Annotated in this window: 14 protein-coding genes and 3 pseudogenes; 8 read left to right on the top strand and 9 right to left on the bottom strand. The window is 37.0% G+C overall.

Features of this window, described 5'->3' with window-relative positions; all coding sequences use genetic code 11:
* Positions 1-103: 103 nt before the first annotated feature.
* From CWATDRAFT_RS08300 to CWATDRAFT_RS39535, 7 genes and pseudogenes are all read right to left on the bottom strand, one after another.
* On the bottom strand, positions 104-343 hold the full coding sequence (locus CWATDRAFT_RS08300) for a hypothetical protein (RefSeq protein WP_007304586.1): 240 nt from the start codon (positions 341-343) through the stop codon (positions 104-106).
* A gap of 231 nt (positions 344-574) precedes the next feature.
* A complete protein-coding gene (locus CWATDRAFT_RS08295) occupies positions 575-2,059 on the bottom strand; it encodes an IS1380-like element ISCwa5 family transposase (protein WP_007304585.1) in 1,485 nt (494 codons plus the stop codon).
* Between the two features lie 149 nt (positions 2,060-2,208).
* Entirely contained in the window at positions 2,209-2,994 is a 786-nt protein-coding gene (locus tag CWATDRAFT_RS08290; protein WP_007304584.1) for a hypothetical protein, read from the bottom strand.
* Between the two features lie 49 nt (positions 2,995-3,043).
* Positions 3,044-3,826, bottom strand: coding sequence for a hypothetical protein (locus CWATDRAFT_RS08285; protein ID WP_157134056.1), 783 nt, complete (start codon positions 3,824-3,826; stop codon positions 3,044-3,046).
* A 307-nt stretch (positions 3,827-4,133) separates the two neighbouring features.
* Positions 4,134-5,471 carry a hypothetical protein gene (locus tag CWATDRAFT_RS08280; RefSeq protein ID WP_007304582.1) on the bottom strand — a complete coding sequence of 446 codons (1,338 nt, stop codon included), beginning with the start codon at positions 5,469-5,471 and terminating at the stop codon, positions 4,134-4,136.
* A 99-nt stretch (positions 5,472-5,570) separates the two neighbouring features.
* Positions 5,571-5,849, bottom strand: coding sequence for a hypothetical protein (locus tag CWATDRAFT_RS08275; RefSeq protein WP_042711324.1), 279 nt, complete (start codon positions 5,847-5,849; stop codon positions 5,571-5,573).
* A 191-nt stretch (positions 5,850-6,040) separates the two neighbouring features.
* Positions 6,041-7,143: pseudogene (locus tag CWATDRAFT_RS39535) on the bottom strand (ISAzo13 family transposase).
* Between the two features lie 668 nt (positions 7,144-7,811).
* Between CWATDRAFT_RS39535 and CWATDRAFT_RS08260 the strand changes: the two are divergent.
* The 6 genes from CWATDRAFT_RS08260 to CWATDRAFT_RS39515 all read left to right on the top strand — a co-directional run bounded on the left by CWATDRAFT_RS08260 (position 7,812) and on the right by CWATDRAFT_RS39515 (position 15,383).
* Positions 7,812-8,726 (top strand): hypothetical protein, encoded by a 915-nt coding sequence (locus tag CWATDRAFT_RS08260; RefSeq protein WP_007304578.1) that lies wholly within the window; start codon positions 7,812-7,814, stop codon positions 8,724-8,726.
* Positions 8,727-9,189: 463 nt separating this feature from the next.
* Positions 9,190-9,363 (top strand): hypothetical protein, encoded by a 174-nt coding sequence (locus CWATDRAFT_RS39530; protein WP_021831174.1) that lies wholly within the window; start codon positions 9,190-9,192, stop codon positions 9,361-9,363.
* Positions 9,364-9,375: 12 nt separating this feature from the next.
* Complete coding sequence (locus CWATDRAFT_RS08255) at positions 9,376-13,125, top strand: GAF domain-containing protein (RefSeq protein ID WP_007304577.1); 3,750 nt, start codon at positions 9,376-9,378, stop codon at positions 13,123-13,125.
* 535 nt (positions 13,126-13,660) lie between these two features.
* On the top strand, positions 13,661-13,876 hold the full coding sequence (locus tag CWATDRAFT_RS39525) for a response regulator transcription factor (protein ID WP_232287038.1): 216 nt from the start codon (positions 13,661-13,663) through the stop codon (positions 13,874-13,876).
* A 136-nt stretch (positions 13,877-14,012) separates the two neighbouring features.
* Positions 14,013-14,732: a GAF domain-containing protein gene (locus CWATDRAFT_RS39520; RefSeq protein ID WP_007304576.1), complete on the top strand. Its 720-nt coding sequence runs from the start codon at positions 14,013-14,015 to the stop codon at positions 14,730-14,732.
* A gap of 72 nt (positions 14,733-14,804) precedes the next feature.
* Complete coding sequence (locus CWATDRAFT_RS39515; protein ID WP_007304575.1) at positions 14,805-15,383, top strand: GGDEF domain-containing protein; 579 nt, start codon at positions 14,805-14,807, stop codon at positions 15,381-15,383.
* 103 nt (positions 15,384-15,486) lie between these two features.
* On the opposite strand, the pseudogene CWATDRAFT_RS41330 reads toward CWATDRAFT_RS39515, so the two are convergent.
* Together CWATDRAFT_RS41330 and CWATDRAFT_RS08235 are read right to left on the bottom strand one after the other, a co-directional pair.
* Positions 15,487-17,382 (bottom strand): annotated as a pseudogene (locus CWATDRAFT_RS41330) (hypothetical protein).
* Positions 17,383-17,432: 50 nt separating this feature from the next.
* Positions 17,433-18,084 (bottom strand): annotated as a pseudogene (locus CWATDRAFT_RS08235) (hypothetical protein).
* A gap of 59 nt (positions 18,085-18,143) precedes the next feature.
* Between CWATDRAFT_RS08235 and CWATDRAFT_RS39495 the strand changes: the two are divergent.
* Both CWATDRAFT_RS39495 and CWATDRAFT_RS39490 read left to right on the top strand, forming a co-directional pair.
* Positions 18,144-19,244 carry an LA_3751/LA_3752 family putative glycosyltransferase gene (locus CWATDRAFT_RS39495; protein WP_007304569.1) on the top strand — a complete coding sequence of 367 codons (1,101 nt, stop codon included), beginning with the start codon at positions 18,144-18,146 and terminating at the stop codon, positions 19,242-19,244.
* Complete coding sequence (locus tag CWATDRAFT_RS39490; protein WP_007304568.1) at positions 19,219-19,962, top strand: hypothetical protein; 744 nt, start codon at positions 19,219-19,221, stop codon at positions 19,960-19,962. Before CWATDRAFT_RS39495 ends, CWATDRAFT_RS39490 begins: the two co-directional genes overlap by 26 nt.
* The last annotated feature ends 32 nt before the right edge of the window (positions 19,963-19,994 follow it).

Raw genomic sequence — 19,994 nt, 5'->3', positions numbered from 1 at the left:
CCCCCTAAACTACCGTTATTTGTCTACAAAATTAGCAATTGACCTAAGTTGGTATTAACTGAAAGGTGAATACACCCAATTAAATTTTTGATTTTTCACCTTCTTATTCTTCTATTTGGATACTTCGGTAAGAAGAAACTTGTCCAAGGATTGTGAAGTCCTGGGGTTCTGCTGCTCCACTTGGAGCCCCCGCAGGCATAACCAGGGTTGGGCCTACATCCATTTGTTTAATGGAGCGATCGCACCCAGATCCCTTACTATTAGAAGTATCCATTGCTTTAAGCCATGCTGCCCCTCGTATTTGTGATTGAGATATTTGCACCACCTTACCCGGATTTCTCACAAATTAATTTGAAAGCCCAATCCAGAGATGAAAAATGATAATTTTTAGGACTAATAGAAATTTTGAATATAGATGAATAAAAAAATTGACTTTGATTATCCAAAAATTGAGTTTAAGAGGGAATAATTATATTGACTTTTAATTTTCTCCACGATAAATAAGACTAAATGAAAGTATCAGTCAGTCAACAACTTATGATAGATATCTTTTTTAAAAAACAACTTATTCTACTTATCCAGTATTAGGAATAGTTTTAATTCTTTTGTTAGCAATAGACAAAATATCTTGATAAGGACAAGCACTAGCTATAGCGATAATAATTCTTCTACAACTAATCTTTATTCTGGCTCCCAACTTAAGAAGATTTAGACGTATTCTTCCCACAGTTGCTTTAGCCAATGAAGTTTTTTTTAAACAGTGTTGACGAAAAGCATTTATGAGAACATAAGCCCAGGAATGTATCCATAATCTTAGTTGATTACTTTGAAATGTTTGAGTTGAAGTTCTATCAGCTAACAAGTCTAATTGTTGTTCTTTAATCCGATTTTCCATCTCGCCTCTCGGACAGTATTTTTTTGTATAAAGTTTTGAGGGTGGAATTTTTGAAGCGGGCAAAGATGTCACCACATGGCGCATTTTTAAGCCATCACTTCCATAACAAACTTTTGTCACTACTCTTCTTTGACAACTCCATGACTTTTCTGTTTTATAACGAATAGAGCGATGCCAAGTAGAAATTGGTACTAATTTTTTAACTTCTTCTAAATCTTCTTTTTTCTGAAATAAACTATCCATTAATTCAGTTATTGGAGCTAGTTTTTTTTCATATTCATGTTTGGCTTTTTCAATTACATCATCCGCTCGTAACTTAATAACGCCATTTGTTCCCATAGCTATAACATAATCAACTAAAGGCTGATTTTCACAAAAATAGAAGATTTCTTCACGGGCATAGGCACTATCACCCCTAACTAGGATATGAGTCTCTGACCATTTTTCTCTAATTAGTCCGATAATTCTTTGTAATTCGTTTAAGGCTCCATCGGTTGAATCTACATTAGATGAACGAAGTTTAGCAACTAATAAATGATGCCCACAGAAAATATATAAAGGAGCATAACATACTCCGTGATAATAAATATTAAAAAATGCCCCTTCTTGATTACCATGTACTTGGTCATCCGTGACATCCATATCTAATATAATACTTAAGGGAGGTTTTTTATAAGACTCTAAAAAAAAATCGACAAAAGATTTTTCAATGGCTTCAAAGTTGGGTTCTATTTTATGATAACGACTCGTTTTTTGGTCGAGAATAGTCTCAGGACAATATTCCAATCTATTAATTGTACTTTTTCCAGCTAACCATCCCTTTTTATCTTCAAGTTCATTAAGCTTTTCTAAAGCGATCTTAAGGGCAGGATCGTGACGTAATTTATCATGGTCATTGACATCTTCATAGCCTAAAATAATTCCATAAAGCCTTTGTGCTAATAACTCATGAACGGAATGATCTACATAAGATTGATGACGATGATCTTGAAAACAGTTACCAAACTTCTCGGTAATTCCCAGTTTTTTATCCAACTCAGCTATCCAGACAATCCCCGCATCTGAAGTGATTAGTCCCCCATCAAAATTAGCGATTATTTCTTTTCCTTTCTGTTTACTAAAGTTGATTACTTGACGAGGGGTTCGGGGATGACTGGGACTCATTAAATCAGTTTAAGGTAAATTGCTTTAATAATTAAATTATAGCATATTTTATTCTAACAATCTAGTACTATTAGAGATTTTATTAATAATTTTTTTGGAAAAATGAGTGATTGATTTATCTTTTCATCTTTGTCTAATTCGGGTTGATTTTAACTTAAAATCTGACAACAGACTGTTGGTTGGGGAAATCTGCGATCGCTCTGTTCAAACCCACTTCCTGTAAGGCTTCTGTGTTTGGCGATCGCAGATTTTGTGAGAAATTCGGGTCCACCCCCATAACTGCCTATTTGAGCTAAGGTTTGCCATTGTTGCAGGGGATCTACCGTTTTCGTGGTTGCTGAGGGCGGAGTTTGTCTTACAGGAGGAGCAGATGGACGAGAAGTTGCTCTCACTGGTTTTGGTAGGGGTTTAGGAGTGGGACGCACTGCCACTGTTTGAGGCCGTGGTGGTGGAGTAGAAACAGCCTTAACTGGTTGTTGTGGTTCGGTAGAGACTAAATTCGTCTCTGGTTGTTGTTCCTGTTGCTCTAATGGCTCATCAACCGCTTTTAAACGATTTAACTCACTTTCTTGACCAGCAAGGGCTGCTTTAGCTTTGAGAGCAGCTAAAGTTTCCGCTTCTGATGGACCAGAATCTTCAGTAGTTTCTTCATTTTCTGATTGATTAGCTTGTAAATTAGAAGAATTAGCTAAATTACCACTAACAGTAACAAACGTCCCGATACCCAAAAAAACCAATCCTAAAACCCCTCCAATTAATCCTAATTTAGCCCAGGGATTTGATGACCAAGATTTCCTATTTGTTTCTTCAATTTCAATCGATTCATTATCAAAAACTAACTCATTGTTTTCCTCCTCAGTTAAGGTAACTGGTCTGAATTCCAATCCTAATAATTGGTTAATGTCTTCGTTGCTGTAATTGGGTTGATCACTCATGGTTAAATCCTCCGTAATTGTTAATTGTTAACTGTTAACTGTTAATTGCTCAGTTGCCTATTTCTTTGTCTTCTAAGTCAGTAATGGCATAAATTTCTAAAGCAGCAGAGCGAATTTTAAGAACTTTATGAGCCAACTGATTATGGCTCGAATCTTCAGGAATACCCCGTTTAAACATAGGGGTAATTGCTCTGACATAAACAGTACGATTAAAAGGAATAGAGTCTTTCAATTGATGGTTTTGTCCGATGACATGAATGGAACCAATAACATCTAACTTCCATTTTCCTTGTCCTACTGAAACCGGTTCACCCACAAACTGCGGAACATAAAAAGTTTGAGCTTGACCATTAAAAATCGCTTTGGGAACAAATTGGGCTAATTTAGGTAAGAATTCTGCTCTAAATTCAGGCTCAAAAGCAAAACTAGCTTCCCAAGAATTGGTAGGTAAAACATACTTTGAGTTCTCCCCTTCCACGGTTATCCCTCTATCCCGTCTAGGTTTTGTGCTTTCTTGAATAGTTTCAGCAGGTAAATAACCAGACCAAGATAACATCATGGTTAACACTTCTCCTGTAAACTTAGAAATAGCCTTACTATCTCTGCTAGAAGCAGGAATATCCTTAACCACTAAGCTATCCCCTGACTGTGTTTGTACAAGGACTGGTGGTGGTTTTCTAGCAACAGCAAAGATGCCAATCAATACCCCTATTTGTAAGACAATGGTGCCAACAGATACCCCCAAACAAAGTAGAACGGTACTGCCGTAAGCACTGGGTAAAGAAATGTCTTTTCCAAATAACTTTTTTTCTTGAATTAATCGAGACTTCATAACCTTATAATGGACAATGGATAATGAACAATTAATAAATAGGTCTAGTAGGAGGATTAGGAGCATTCGGAGGTAATACCGTCATTTCATTTATCATTTATCATTCCTTTGGAAGTAGGCTTGAAACCTCGAGCAAACTTCTTTCTCCGGGACGGGAGAGGCTTGAAACCAAAATGAAAGATGTTCAATGTTGAATGCCGCTAAGTTAAGACTCAAGATGGTGGCGATCGCTACGGAATAATGGTGGTTTCAGCCTGTCCAAACAGGATAACTTAGCGGTATTCGTTCAATGTTCAATGTTCAATGTTCAATGTTTAGTCACCGAACCAGCCGCAGAAGGGAGTTGAGGTGGTGAAGGGCGTTGAGGTAAACGAGGAGAACCACCACCACCACCAGATAAACCACCACCAGATGAATAACGAGGTCTCCTAGCAGCCCCGTAACCAGTCCTAAAGTTGGCATTAGCAGCATTAGCCACACCTCTGGCACCTGCTTGCAGTGCAGGTGTAGCTGCCCGTCCTGCCATTCCTAGCCCCTTTCCAGTCAATCCCAACCCCAAACCCCCAACTACGCCACCAGCTTGCGCCATTAAACTACCCAGACTCATGAACGTAGCCATGCCACCACCAGCAGCCAATCCCACAGCTAAAATAGGTGATAAAATACCCACAGCTATGGCAATGATAATAGTGCCACCACTGGGATTTCCTGATGACGTATTGTTACTCAGAATATAGGCAACTAAACCAACAATAATGTTGTAAAAAAGCTTACATAAACCCACAGAATAAAAACTCAATAACCAAGTAAATAAAGGTCGTTGTTGTAAAGGAAGTAAACTACCAGCTACAGCCAAAGGAGAAATCAAAGCAGTTAACAATAAAGTAATTTCTACTAACCATTGGAAAGCAATACCTACACCAAAAAGCATAATTTCCAGACCTCGTTGAAATGCGTCACCAACAGCATCAGCAATCCATTGACCAGATAAAAAATTGGGATTTTCTTGTGTTAGAGCATCTTCATTGTCTTGAATCTCTTGCGCTAACTCTTGCTGACATTTCGCTTTGGCAGTCTCATCGGGCAAACTCTCACATTCTATGGTTTTCTGTTGTACCCAACTATTAAAATTAGCAGATTGAACAACATTGTTAAAAGATTCTTCTAAAGTTAAACTACCTACCTGAACAGCTAAAACTTCTTCATTGGTTAAGTTAATCAGTTCTCTGAGTCCCAAAACCGTATTTCGTAGATTAGCTCCATCATTTATCAGTAAGAGTAAGACTAAAAATAACCAAAGAAAAGAAGTTAAATAATCAACAGATAACTCATTATTCAAAGAATCTCGTAACACCTTAGAAACCCAAATAGTTAATAATGCCACAGTAAAAAGAGTACCTACCCAAACCATTGCATCCCAAACACCAGAATTAAGAACATCGTTCCACATTGTCTCTAAATTCTGAGAAACAATTTGTTGACTTTGGATACCTTGATTAAGAACATTAACCGAAGAATTATTAGTTTGAGCAACAACTTTTTGTCCAGCTAGAAAAGGAGATAAAATCCAAGAAGCAACGACGAAAAATAATCCGACTCGTAGAAAATATTTAATTAGTTGTTTTTTTTGTTGTCGTAGTCCCACTTAATCTAATCTCCTATGAATGTTAGTTGATACTCAAAAACTCCTAATTATTAACTATTAACTATTAACTATTAATTATTAATTATTAACTATTAATTATTAATAGAGTTTCATGTAACCGAGAATTTCTTGTTGAGAGCGAGCTTGTGCTGCCCTTTCCTCCTCCTCAGAACGTTCTCCTTTATCAAGAGTCTTGGAAACATTGGATAAAACCATATTGTTAACGTCCTGTTTGAAGTTTAAATCACTCAATTCTTGTTGGTTTAACTGCATGATGACAGCTTGCTTAGTCTGTTGAAAAGCCATCAGTTTCAAGACATTTTGAGTAATAACTTCTTGATTAGCAGCTTGGGTGATTTCCAAGAAAAAGTTTCCCACCCATTCTCAGAATCTGTTTGTAGAACATCTCAAATAAGCGAAAAGGGAAAAATAAAAAGTTGTTCGCGGATACTTTCCGCGAACAAAAACCTCCCTATCTAAAAGAAAGAAATACGCTAACTTTTAAATTAGCTTTGACTATTTTTAAAAAGGAAATTCACTTAATTTTACACTCTTATTAACTTTTTAGACTAACTGGGTCTAATCAAAATATCCCATTTAGGTAAGTGAGGATTACGTTCTAAACGTTTCTCAATTTCCTTCATCTCTTTTTTCGTTAAAGAAATGCCTTTTTGATAAACTTTTTTACTTAACTTAACTATCGGATTTAAGCCTTTCCATGTCATAGTTTTTACCCAAGCTAACATCGTTTGAGCATTTCTCAGAAGTGTTCCTTTCCAATGCCTCTCTAAAATTCCCCAACATCTTTCTATGGGATTATATTTACTGTGATAAGGAGGAAAATATAGTAATTGAATAGATTTCTTAGTTTGGTCGGCAAACTCTACCATTCTCTTCAAAAATTGCCTTCTTATTCCACTATTTTCTGCTCCATTATCAACTTTAATTTGGATGTTCTCTAGTTGCTGCTTTTCAGTTATACTCAGACTTGTCCACCATTGCTCCAAGTTATCTACCATGAAATCACTCGTTTTATAAGAACTTCCAAAAGTTACATAAAGTTGCCCTGTATCTTCATCTACAATCCCACAAGGAACGTATTTTTCTTTAGTTCCCATATCATGATCTTGAGCTTGATTATAACCTCTGGTTTGTCCGCCACGTGAATATTCTCCTATTTCCACAGTTGCTTTACAATGCATACTTAAACGTTTCACAGAAGGGTCTTTTTTTCTATCTTTTTTCTCTATATTTTCGAAGATAGCGTCCGTCTCCGAGATTTTTTTTTAGGTTTATCTTTTACCACTTTTCTTAATCGATAGCCCAAACGATTTAAAATATCTGCCATTGTCGAAGCAGCAGGAACCTCCTCTCCATTATATCCTAGATTTCTTAATTGTTTAATGGCTTCAGCCGCCGTTAATCTTGTATAGGCAATGGGATTATTAAATGTGGGGTTTTGTTGTGCGTGAGCTTCGGCTATTTCTTTCAATGATTGGGCAACTATTGGGTATCTTTCCTCCCATTTTTTACATCCACTATTGACTGATTGTAATCCTAAACACACTATCCCAGTTCGTTTTTCATGTAATCCAAGTTGAACATTTTTTCTCCCCCAACCAAACACGATTTCGGTTTGTCTGGCACTTCCTCCACAATACTTGAGACACATTTCAGCTTGAAATGAACGACGCTCTGCTCCCGTCATTTTTGAGGCTGCTAAACGTAAATCATCGACCATCGACGGGGTTAAGGGATGATTTGTCTGTTTTAGCTTCAATTTACTCTCTCTAATCTTTTTACCTCTTCATTTTAATCTATTTCTTCTGTTTTTTCAGACAAGCCAATTATGAAATTTTAAAGTTGTGTACCAAGATCCGCTAACTCTCTGTTCCTTTTATTTCTTGAAAGCCTTTAGTCCAAGCTATTACCCCCTATGGGAAAAGCTTTCTCGGAAATCACCTAAACCTTGTACATTATCCTTTACTTGAGCGACCGATAATATCATAACACAAAGATAAGATTGGGAGGAGGCTGCGCCGTTTATTTTTTTGATTGGCATTCATGAGGGGCTGTATCTGCCGTCGCACGGCAGATTTTATAAGCCCCGTCCCCACCTAAAATACTGGTGTTTCTTTGAGAATTTATAGGTGGGGACTTCTGCCAATAATTTTGTTAAAATATCCTTTGGTCAACAAAATAAGCTAACCTAGCTTAAGTACAGGTGCAATACCTCAAGCAAAACGGCTTATCTTTCCATCGCAAGAAAGCCATCAGCTATACTGAGGAGACAAATTTATATATAAGCTGTGCTAATTACTTATAGAGAACACCAGAAATATGACTGGAAAAGTATTCGATGGTAATCCTACTCCTGCTGCCTTCTTAATCCTCATCCTTCCCCTTGCTGCGATTATCGTTCTTCTTTACAAGGCTTGGATCTGGATATTGGGATTTGTTGCTTTAGTGATTGTCTGGAAATTAGTGGACAATTATCAGTGGCAACGGTGGAGCGAGAAGATTAACCCCATTTTTAACCAATTAATCCAAGAAAATCAGGGACAAGTCACCCCGATGGATTTATCCCTGAAAGCAAATTTAAGTGCAGGAAGTGCTAAACGTTTCTTGGCGAGAAAGGCTGAAGAATTTAGCGCAACTTCTCGGGAATTACCAGAACAAGGAAAAGTATATTATTTCATTACTGCCAGCACTTTAGGCAGCATTCTCGATGATAGTGAACCAGTGGCAGAAGAACCAGAAGAACCCGAAACCTTTGATATTGATGATGATGATGATGATGACATCGAGATCCCTCCCAATAATCAGGTGACATCCCAACCATCTGAGGTTTCTTCCCCCCCATCCACCACTTCTTTATCAAGTCCTTTTGCTCAGTTGGCCGCCCTTAAAGAAGAACGAATGCAACAAGAAGATCAACCCTCTGAGGTTGCTTCCTCTCCATCCCCAACAGAAACGCCACAACCCCCACCAGAACAATTAACCCCCACACCCCCTCCTGAAACTACCCCATCTGAAAATACTTCTCCTGATAGCGATAAAAAGGAGAAATTTAAGCTCATTCAATCAGATTTAGCCAAAAGACTCGATACAACTCCCAGTACCATCGGCCGTCGTAAAAGCGATGATAGTTTTGCGGAATGGAGTCAAAGCAAAGATCCCGATGGCATCGCCTGGAAATATCTCAGAAAGTCTAGGGTGTTCATTCCTGTTGATCCCGATAAACGTTATGTTTAATGTAGGCCGATGCACTCCCCACCTTACCAGGGTAATATGAAAGTTTGTTACAGATTCAGTCAAACCCGAACAACAATTGATATATTAGTAATTGAAGCAAGTAAAGCTTCCCTGGCAGATCAAACAGCCCAGTGAAAGTCGAAAAGTAAAGTCAAAAAGAGGTAAGTAAACGCTGTTTAAACTAACATCTGTCTCGTATCCCAAAACAACACCCAATCCCAAAATGGATAATTCCTCAAATGGGTAAACAGGAAGTAATACCGCAGATTCTGCTTAGAAGGTGGAAAAAAGATTAAGCGATTGCTGGGTATCTTCAGATAGTATCAAGAAAGAGAGGGATGACACCACAGAGTAGGGCTTGGGTGTTGTTTATTGTGTTAGTTTGCTGATTATTAATAATTAACCTATTTGGTTTGTATTATAATGGTTATAGATTCATCCTGATTATTATATAGGGTTCTCTATGTCAACCCATTCCCTCAATGGAAAAATTATTCAACAACGCCTGATAGAGACAATCAGGAAGATTCACGAAGTACCGGAACTGGCACAGGTATGCAGTTTAGTGGCTACTGAAGCCAAGGAACTGCTAGGGGTAGATAGAGTGTTTATCTACGAACTGGGGCGCAAGTTCTAAGGACTTGAGGGAATGTCATCAGAAACTTCTCATAGGTATACACAATCGGTGGAGAATAGCTTAGAACAAGCTTATCAGCGTAACTTACCATCGCCACCAATACCCTCAGAGAACTGGCAAAATTGCTCGGAAATAGGCACAGAGATTACCAAGCTACTGATTCCCATTGGCTCGCAAAAAGAGGAATGGGGCATACTAATAGTAGAGCATAGCTCAGAACCGCGCCCTTGGCAAGGAGAGGATACCAAGTTGGTGCAGGAAATTGCATTTCATTTTAGTATTGCAGTAGAGCGTCATAGAATGTACCAACAACAACAGAAGCAAGAAGAAATACTCACTCAAGCCGTAGAAAGAGCGACAGAAGAACATATCACCCTCGCTGATATTATCGATAAAACTCGTCGCTCCCTAGACATCCAAACAATTTTAAGCACAACTACCGCAGAAACCCGCAAATTTTTTAACTGCGATCGCGTGGGGGTTTATCGCTTTAATACAAACCATAGCGGAGAATTTATAGCCGAGTCTGTGTCAGGGGGTTGGCCATCCCTGCTGGAAAAGTCTTCTCAGGATGTGGATAACCACAACGAAGACTGTAACAGCAACCTTTGGGATAATTTAGGATTGAGCGAAACATACTCAGAAGAAACTCAAACCAACACTTTTAACCCTGATGACTTATTTCTGGTTTGTGACGACATTTATCAAGCAGGGTTATCTCCATCCTATCTACAACTGCTAGAAAGATATCAAGCTCGATCTTATCTTCTGGTGCCTATTTATAAAAATAGAACCATCTGGGGATTCTTAGTCGCCTATGAAAATAGTAGTCCCCGTCACTGGGAAACCAGAGAAATTAACTTTATGGTACAACTAGGGATAAATCTGGGTATTGCCCTACAACAAGGGGATCTCTTCGCCAGAACCAAAGAACAAGAACAACAACTGCAAACTGCTTTAGAAACTGCCTTAAAACAACAGACAGAAACTTTACTCAGGACTAACGAAAAAGAGAGATCTCTAGGGCGAGTCATCGATAAAATTCGTCAAACCCTGGACTTAAAAACTATTTTCCAAACGGCCGCTACCGAAGTGCGGAAACTATTAGGGGTAGAACATATTGCTATCTATCGCTTCGATGCCAGTTATGGAGGAAAGTTTATTTTTGAATCTGCTTCTGGGGACTTTGTTTCTCTGGTGGAGAAAAGTTGGAATGATGATTATTTAATCGAAAGCCAAGGGGGAAGGTTTAAAGATAATCAACCTTGTATCATTGAAGATATTTACCTAGAGACAAACGTCTCTGAATGTTATCTAAACACTTTAGGTAGTTTTGGGATCAGATCCCTGGCCATTTTCCCTTTGTTTCAAGGTTCACAACTATGGGGACTGTTAGCAGGTTTTGAGCATAGTCGTTGTCGCCACTGGCAAGATGAGGAAATTCAGCTATTCAACCGAGTTGCTTATCATCTGAGCGTGGCTCTGCAACAAAGCTATCATTTTCAACAACTTAAACAGTACGGCGAAGAACAAGCGATGATCGTAGAGGAAGAACGGGCTTCCTCGGAAGTTGTTGATAAAATTCGTCGTACTTTAGATTTAAAAACTATTTTTCAAACCGCTGCTACAGAAATTCGTCATCTTCTCAAGACAGATCGGGTCTGTATTTTTCGCTTTGATCCTAGTTCAGATTTTGCCTTGGCAGAATTAATTTCCGAAGATGTGGCTAGTGAGTATAATTCCGCTTTGCAAGCAAAAGTAGAGGATCACTGCTTTGCTGAACATAAAGAACCATTCTTTCAACAGAATCACATTTTTACCATTGACGATCTCAGTAAAGCTAATATATTAGACTGTCATCGTCAGATTTTAGAACGGTTTAACGTCAAATCAAATTTGGCCGCTCCTTTGTTGACAGGAAACACACTCTGGGGGTTACTGTGTATTCATCAATGTTCGGGTCCTCGTCACTGGAAAACCAGAGAAAAAAGGTTTATTACCAAAATAGCTACCCATCTCAGTGTCGGTATTCAACAAGCAGCACTACTCAAAGAAAGTCAGCAACGGGCAAGGATTCTCGAAAACACATTACAACAAGTCCAGGCTCAAAAACAACATTTAGGGGAGATAGCCAACCAAGAAAAGGCTTTAGCTGGTGTGATTGAGCGAATACGTCAAAGTTTGACCTTAAAAACCATTTTTTCCAGCACCACAGAGGAAGTTAGACAGATATTAAACTGCCATCGGGTGGCGGTGTATCGTTTTTGGGAAAATTGGGGAGGGGAGTTTATATATGAGTCTGTGGGGGAAGGTTGGACACCCTTGGTGGGTGAGGGGGCAGAGAAACCTATGTGGGAAGATAGTTACCTGCAACATACCCAAGGAGGGTGTTATCGTAACCAAGAAATTTTCTTCGTCAGAGATGTTGCCACAGCAGATTTAAGCCCTTGTCATCGGGAGATATATGAGCAATTCCAAATGAGATCATTAATCACGGCTCCTGTCTTTGTCGGTGAAAAACTGTGGGGACTTTTAGGGGTTTATGACAATGAGCAGCCCCGATATTGGCAGCGAAGGGAAATAGATTTAGTCAAGCAGGTGGCTAACCAGTTAGGGGTTGCGGTGTATCAGAGTAACTTACTCAGGCACACCCGAAAACAATCACAAACCCTAGAAAGAACCTTAGCGGATCTTAATGCGATCGTGGATAATTTAGGAGACGGTTTATTGGTGGTAGATAGTTTTGGGAGAATTACTCGCCATAACCCCAAATTACTGTCTATGTTTAATGTTACATCTTCTTTATTGGGGAAGCGAGTTGTTGATATTTTTCCCTCTGAGTTATTTCCTTTACTAAAAAAGCCAGGATTAGAGCAAGAAGAAGTGGTTACAGTAGAAATGCCTTTAGCTAATAATCGTCTTGGGCAAGCTTTAGCAAGTAGGATTATTAAGCAAGAAGAAGAAACTGGAATAAAATATCTGGGTGTGGTTATTTTAATTCGAGATATAACTAAAGAAAGGGCAGTAGATCAGATGAAAAAGAACTTTTTATCTATGGTTTCCCATGAGTTAAGAACTCCTTTGACTTCTATTGTTGGCTTTTCTTCATTAATCCGTGATAAGCTCAATGAGACAATTTTTCCTGAGATACAAAACCCAGATAGCAAAACAAGCAACGCTATTGAGCGCATTCAACAAAACTTAGACATTGTGGTGTGTGAAGGGGAAAGACTAAGCAAATTAGTTCATGATTTTCTGGACATGACAAAAATTGAGTCTGGAAAAATAACCCTGAATTTGTTTCCTATTCAACCCAGTACGGTTTTGGATTGGGCCATCGGTTCTGTTAGTCCTTTGTTTTCTAATTCTTCTGTGGAGTTAGTAGAAGACTTTTCAAGAGATTTACCGACTATTTTAGGGGATGAAGATCGTCTGATTCAAGTGTTTGTTAATGTGATTTCTAATGCCTTGAAATTTACAGAAAAGGGATCGGTTACCTGTCGTGCTGAAGTAGATCACGAAAACCTTTTGATTTCTATCACAGACACAGGCATCGGAATAGCAGAAAATGATTACAGTAAGGTTTTTGATCCGTTCCAACAGGTTGGTAATGTTTTAACCAACAAACCACCAGGAACGGGTTTAGGGCTATCTATTTCTAAACAAATTGTTGAACAACACGGAGGTAATATTTGGTTGACTAGCAAGTTAGGGCAAGGTACAACATTTTTTATCAGTTTTCCCTTAACACAAGAAAATTAACGCTTTCAATTGATTGACTAGCTCAATATTTATTAAGAAAAGAAATTGAGCTTAGATCCTAGAGTAAAATATATACCAATCACCTACTCTATTTTAGCATTTTCTGAAAATAATGTAAGTAATTATCAATTAAGAAAATGATCTTAGCAGTTAATTTATGCTAGGTTGCTTTTAGTTACCTATTGTTTTAACTTGTTCTGTTTTTTCTCAATTAATTATGCTTATCTCATTCCTTATGAGAGTTATTAGGATCTTCCTACTTTCCTCAGAATGACAATTTAGTAATTCAGAATTAAAAATCAATTTTTTATCAATTATCAATTATCCATTATTAACTCTTGAGTAACACTTAATGTTAAACTGTCATAATGAAGAAAATTTTAATTGTTGATGATGAACCCAATATCCTTATTTTAATGGAGCAAATTTTAGAAGAGCTAGAAGACTAAGGGATATTAATTTTGACAGCAAAAAATGGAAAAGAAGCACTAGAAATAATTCAACAAGAAAAACCATCATTAGTATTTTGGATATTATGATGCCTTATGTCAGCGGACTAGAGGTTTGTAAAAGAGTAAAAGAACATGATAATCTCTCCCATGTTTATATTATTCTGCTAACGGCCAGAGGACAAAGTTTTGATAAAGAAAGCGGGATGAACGCTGGTGCTGATCTTTACATAACTAAACCGTTTCGGCCTAAAGACGTATTACTCAAGTCCAAAGAAATTCTCGGAATTTCTAACGTATAATGGAATTGGAAGTGGTTAGATAATTTTCACCAATTTCAGTATTTGTAACCGTTCTTAATACGTGTTCTTTCATGTAGACTACAATGTGTAGTGCTATACATATGACTCCTGACTAATCCCATCCTTGTTAGCTGACATGATTCAAGTTAAATTAAAAAAGTTGTTCAGGAAACCTGATCTCAATTCCTTATTAGAGAATTTCACAGAAACATTTAATTTATCATTTTTCATTAGCGATACCCAAGAAAATGTACTTTGGGGTAACTTTAATGAGAGTTATAATTATCATTATCCCATTGTAGTTGATGAGGAAATCTTAGGTTGGGTTAAGGGGAAAAGCGACAAGATTAATGCTGTGTGTCAGATGTTGAAGTATATTGTGAAAGAGGAATTCAATAAAAAATTGTTAGCGGCTGATACATTGGAAAAATATGAAGAAATTTATTTTTTATCTAGTATTTCCCATAAACTTTCAAAGTGTTTAACCTTTGAGGAGATTATGAAAATTATCACCGTAGAAACTAATAAATTGCTCGAAAGTTCAAAAGTTTATATTAAATTATTAAACGATAAAGGAGAGTTAGATATTTTTTCCTTGATAGGAAAAAAGTTAAGCAAAGGTCAAGGAACCATTGAGAGTATTAGTGGTTATGTTTTACGTTCGGGAGAGGCAGAGATCGTTAATGATGTGCAGCAAGATTATCGATATATTCCGTTAGCTGATGACACAAAGTCTTTGATTTGTGCGCCCCTAAAAGTACAGAATCAAACCATCGGAGTAATTAAAGTTATCCACAATGAATCGGTTAAATATACCAGCGAAAAATTAAAATTATTTACCGCTTTAACTTCCTAAGCTGCCATCGCCATTCAAAACAGCCAACACCATGATCAATTAATAAAATATTCCCATACTTTAGAACAAAAAGTGCTTGAACGAACTAAAGAGTTAGAAAATGCAAAGGAAAAATTAGAATATTTAGCTACAGTTGATGAACTGACCCAACTATATAACCGACGGTATTTTAATGAATATTTAGACCAAGAATGGCGAAGGTTAGGGAGAGAAAGAAAGTTTATCTCCCTAATTGTCTGTGATATAGACTATTTTAAACTTTATAATGATTATTATCATCATCAAGCCGGAGATAAATGTTTATATCAAGTTGCTCAGTGTCTGAAAAATTTAATCAAAAGGCCAGCAGATTTAGTGGCAAGGTTTGGAGGAGAAGAATTTATCATTATTCTTTCTAATACTAACAGTTTAGGTGCTGAAAAAGTGGCACTAAAATTATGTAACGCTGTGGCTGCCTTAGATATTCCTCACCACCGTTCTAAATGTAGTTCTCATGTTACCCTGAGTTTAGGGGTTGCTACTACTATGCCTAGGGTAAAAGTTTCTCCTCAAAAGTTAATTCAAGCTGCTGATAAGGCACTTTATAAAGCCAAGGATAGGGGAAGAAATCGTTTTGCTACTGTTGAGTTTAGTCCTAAGATTATCCATTGATAATTCGCTTTAAAACCTCTCCTTAAAAGGATAAAAACGACAAAAATATTCATTTTTATCAATCCTCTTTCATTGACATAAGAGATAATTGTCCATTATTGAACTAAGATTTTGGCCAGACTTTTTCCTTATTAATTGGTTGTTCTTCTCCTGGGGGAACTGTCCTTTCTTCCATGAAGTAAATTTCTAGACTTTCTAACTGTTCCTCAGGAGGATGATTATTGTTCCATTCTCGAATTAAGTAGTCAACAAAATGGGGATAAAGTTTTTGTCCAATGGCACGGTTAAGGTTAATATAATAGACACGCCATTGAATAGTTTGATAGATTTGTCGGCGTTGTTTTAAGGTAGGTTTATCCCAAGAAATAGGACTATTTTCATCAAGAAGGTTGACTGTTTCGCCATTGTTTAATTTTCCAAGAATAACGTGCCATCCGTCATCCCTTGGTGGTTCTGGGGCGAAAATACTCCAAGACTGATCTAAACGGGTTAAATAACCAATAATATTAATCCGTTGAAAAGTGCGACGATTTAATAAATTACGGGTAAACAAAATCCAATCTTTTTTATTATTATTGCGATACTCTTCATTACGGGCAACTGTTTGCTCAAGAAACCCTTTTAGATTCCACATAGTTGTTAATAATAATAGTAATAGGACAACTAGATTAAAAGGAGAAGAAGATTGAACACTTAAAGGATGAAACTTAAAAGGTTTGGTAAAATTTCCTGCAACTTTGCGGTTAGAAGCAATCATTTCATAGAACTTTGTTCCCCCATTCATCATGGGTTTCCAACGTAATAAAGGTTCTAAGAAAAATAGAATAGGAGAAAGACTCACTACATAGGCGATCGCCTCAAATTTATAATGACGTTTTTCTTGCCAATCTACCACAACCCAAGAATTCTTTTCTAACATATCTTCGTAGATAGATTCGTCACCTTGTGCTTCTAATAAAGGGGTTCCTGGTAAGATTAATAAAGTACGAATTCCATGCACCACTTTCTTACAAAAACCACAATCTTTATCGTAGTAAATTGTTAATCCTCTTCGAGATTTTGTACTAACTTTTTCTTGTAGTTTGTCTCATACTTCTGTGGGTAATAATGCCAACCAATTAACAATACTTAGGTAACTTAAAACCCCAATTGCAAAACATAATTCAAAACCAATATATAGAAGAATAAAAGAAATAATAGCAAGACAACGAAAGAAGCTAGTCCGAACAGGAATAAAAATTAAAAATGGTCCTATCCATTCAAAAATTAACGCCCCAAAGGTTAGTATTTGTAGAATAGGAATGGGAAAACCTAAGAGCAAATGACCAAATTCTGTGGCATATTGATCGAAATGAAGAGAATAATAAACTGCATCACCATCGGTCCACCAAAGTTCGCTTTTTGTTTTATAAGCTGCTGACCAACTATAGATAAATATTAGTTGTATCATGAAGGCTAATGTAGCTACATTCATGACCTTTTTTGGTAAAGGTTTCGGGTTAGAATTGAAAGCACTATCAATAGAATAGGAGCAACCTAACGGCAAAAACATCGACCAAAAAAGCATTGCTCACAAAACATCATCCCCAGCAAATATTAAGGCAGGATTACGATTTTGTAGAGAAATATTTAACGCCCAAACCGCAATAACTGCCAGTCTAGTCCGATAGCCGACTAATAAGCATAAACAAAGAATGAAAGCGATTATAAAGAGGAAAGTTTGAAACCATAAACCACCATTAAGTAGATTTAACGACCAATACCAAGGGTGAAGTAAAGAATTAGATTCCGGTTGAAGGGCGATAAAAGAAGCAAATAAATTGGAATGTAAAGCTTCTCTAGGTAACACACCTTGATCCGTATAATGTGCGGAAACACCTCTAAAACGGCTGAACAAATCAGCCATAACCACTAAAGCTAAACCTATCCTAAAAACAGCAAGCGATCGCAGGTCTAGTCCAAAAATATTTGTCAATTTTGAAAATTTTTCTTGATTCATATCAGTTATTAAATTTTATTATAAAAATTGTTCAGGTAACAGTTAACTGTTCACTGTTCACTGTTAATTGTATTGATGACAGGTTTTAGTTGTTCGGCCAATTGTTCTGAGCGTAGTTTTCTCCCTTCAAAAACAAGGTTATGATGAGTATCAGCAAATAAACTAGAATCAGTCTTTAAATTGTAATCATTCTTATCATAAACAAGAGGAGCAATTTTGCTTAATTTTTTGCTAATATCCTCCATACTTGATAAAGTTTTTTCATCTTGACTGGCGTAAACCCAAGGCAAAGATAGAATTAAAGTAGCATCTTTGTCCTCTACTTCTTGCCGAAACTGTTTAATTCTTTTAACTGCATGGGGAGAAATGGATTTATGAATTGTCCATTGCCACCATTTCCCGTCACGATATTTAACCGTGCTGGGATCGCCTTTTTCGGTTAAAGGTTCGGAATAGTAACCTGTAAAACGTCCTTTTTCCACTAGATCAACAGCAGACTTGGTGAGGGGCCTGAGACTAGGAACCCCCTAAAATTAATAATCGAGGAGAGTCTTTGACTTGTGCTGCTAGGGACATTTTTTGAAAATACATCCCCCTTAAGAAGCTTAATTCACCACCGTAATAGACATTATAGATAAATCCCAATGACCAGGCTGCCGCTGCGGCGATCGCCCAAGGAGCTAATTTTAAAAGTTTCTGCATAATCCTTTAACAGGATATAACATTGTCTCAGTTTAACTAATAAAAGCGATTTAACAAAAATGGCTAAATATAGATTATCTTGGTTTATTATAGGTGCTGGTGTCGCTTTTTCCCTGTATTTGCTAGGGCAAGTCCCCAACGGGGTTTATTTTAGTGGGGATGGTGGACTTAAGGCTTTATTAGCGCAACAGTTGGGTGAGGGCAACTTGCGCATTGATTTAATTACCCCTGATGCTGAGTGGATTCATCAACTATGGGAGAATGGGTTATACCCTTATGAAGAACCGTTTGTTTATTACTTGAATGATCGTTATTACATCACCTTTCCTTATCCTTTTTCTTTGATTACGGCTCCTTTTTATACTTTATTTGGTGAACGGGGTTTATATTTTATTCCCTTGGTTTCTACTTGGTTGATTTGGATTGGTTTTAATCTTTATTGTCGTTATGTAAAATTGAGTCCATTTCAGCAATGTTTAGCTGTATTTCTCTTGATTTTTGCCTCTAACTTGACTTTATACGCTGGTATGTATTGGGAGCATACTTTAGCGGTTCTCTTTTGTTTAATTGGGATGATAATTTTATTGATACCGAGGGAATCAGTAACAGTAAAAGAAGCAATTTGGGCTGGTTTTTTCGTTGGCTTATCTGCTTGGATACGCTCAGAATTTTTGGCGATGGTTGCTACGTTAACATTTTTAGTGGGTGTGATGATAATTCTCAGATTAGTATCTAATAAAATGTTTGAAAATAATCTGGATTTGCCGAAGCTACTGAACTTAGATAAACTTTCGTATTTAGGGGATAAGGGCTGGATTTTTATTGTCATGATGTATGGTACTGTTGGCTTATTTTTTATTAGTAATCAAATAGTATATGGTCATTTTTTAGGAATTCATGCCCTACAAATTGTCGAAGGATTCTCAATAGCTAGGCGTTTAAGGGAAGCTTGGGAGAGTTTTCTAGAAATTATAGTTACCTTTTTTGAGTTTTATCCTGTTGCTTGTTTCTCTTTACTTTACCTATTATTATTTTTGGTAAAAAAACTATCAAGAAAAAACGCCAAGAATCATTTTTATCACTTTTATTATCTTTTCTCTAATCACCAGCGTCTATTGGGTCAATACTCATGGCTTGGTAGAAATAAAACTTTTTGTTAAACTTTATGGTATTGTAATTATTTTGTCTGCGATCTGGTTATTGTTAGCTTGGAAAGAAGAAATCAATGTAACCCAAAGGATGGCTTTAGTTTATGTGATGGGGTTATTATTTACTATAGGGGTTGGCTTATTAGTAGATTCTGGTTCAGATGAAATCGCTGTGGGAGGAAAACAATGGGGACAGAGATATCTCCTAATTCTGCTGCCTTTTTTCTCGATTATGGTTGTTCAGCAATTGCAAGTTTTTCTGGACAACTCCAAATCGATTATTAAATATTATACAATTTTCCTCTTCTCCGTATTTGTTATAATTGGATTGTATAAAAATATGTATTTAGGGACAAATTTTTTCCAGAAGAGCCATCAAGGAGTCACCGAAACTATCGATTTTTTACATAATGATCCCCGTCAAGTTGTGGTAGTGTCTCATCAATATGCAGCGCAAAAATTAGAGTCTCCTTTAAGAAAGGATAAACTATTTTTCCGAGTAGACCAACCAGAGAATTTGATCAAGCTAGGTCAAATACTAACCCAAAATGAGCAGTCAGATTTTATTTATGTTTGTTATCCTTTCCGTAAGTGTGAAATTCCCACTTCTCCTTCTAAACCATTCACCCTAGAAGATAACAGTAACGCACTTTTTCAGGTTCAATTTAATCCTTTGGGAGAGAAAGGAAAGTACACCCTTTATGAAGCAAAAGTTATGGATGTTAATTAAGTTAACTTGCAGGAACTTTGATCTCCAATTCG

The sequence above is a fragment of the Crocosphaera watsonii WH 8501 genome (assembly GCF_000167195.1).
In the GTDB taxonomy this organism is placed as follows: Bacteria; Cyanobacteriota; Cyanobacteriia; order Cyanobacteriales; family Microcystaceae; genus Crocosphaera; species Crocosphaera watsonii.
The sequence above is the reverse complement of the archived record's forward strand: the minus strand, read 5'-3'. Positions and strand labels throughout refer to the sequence as shown.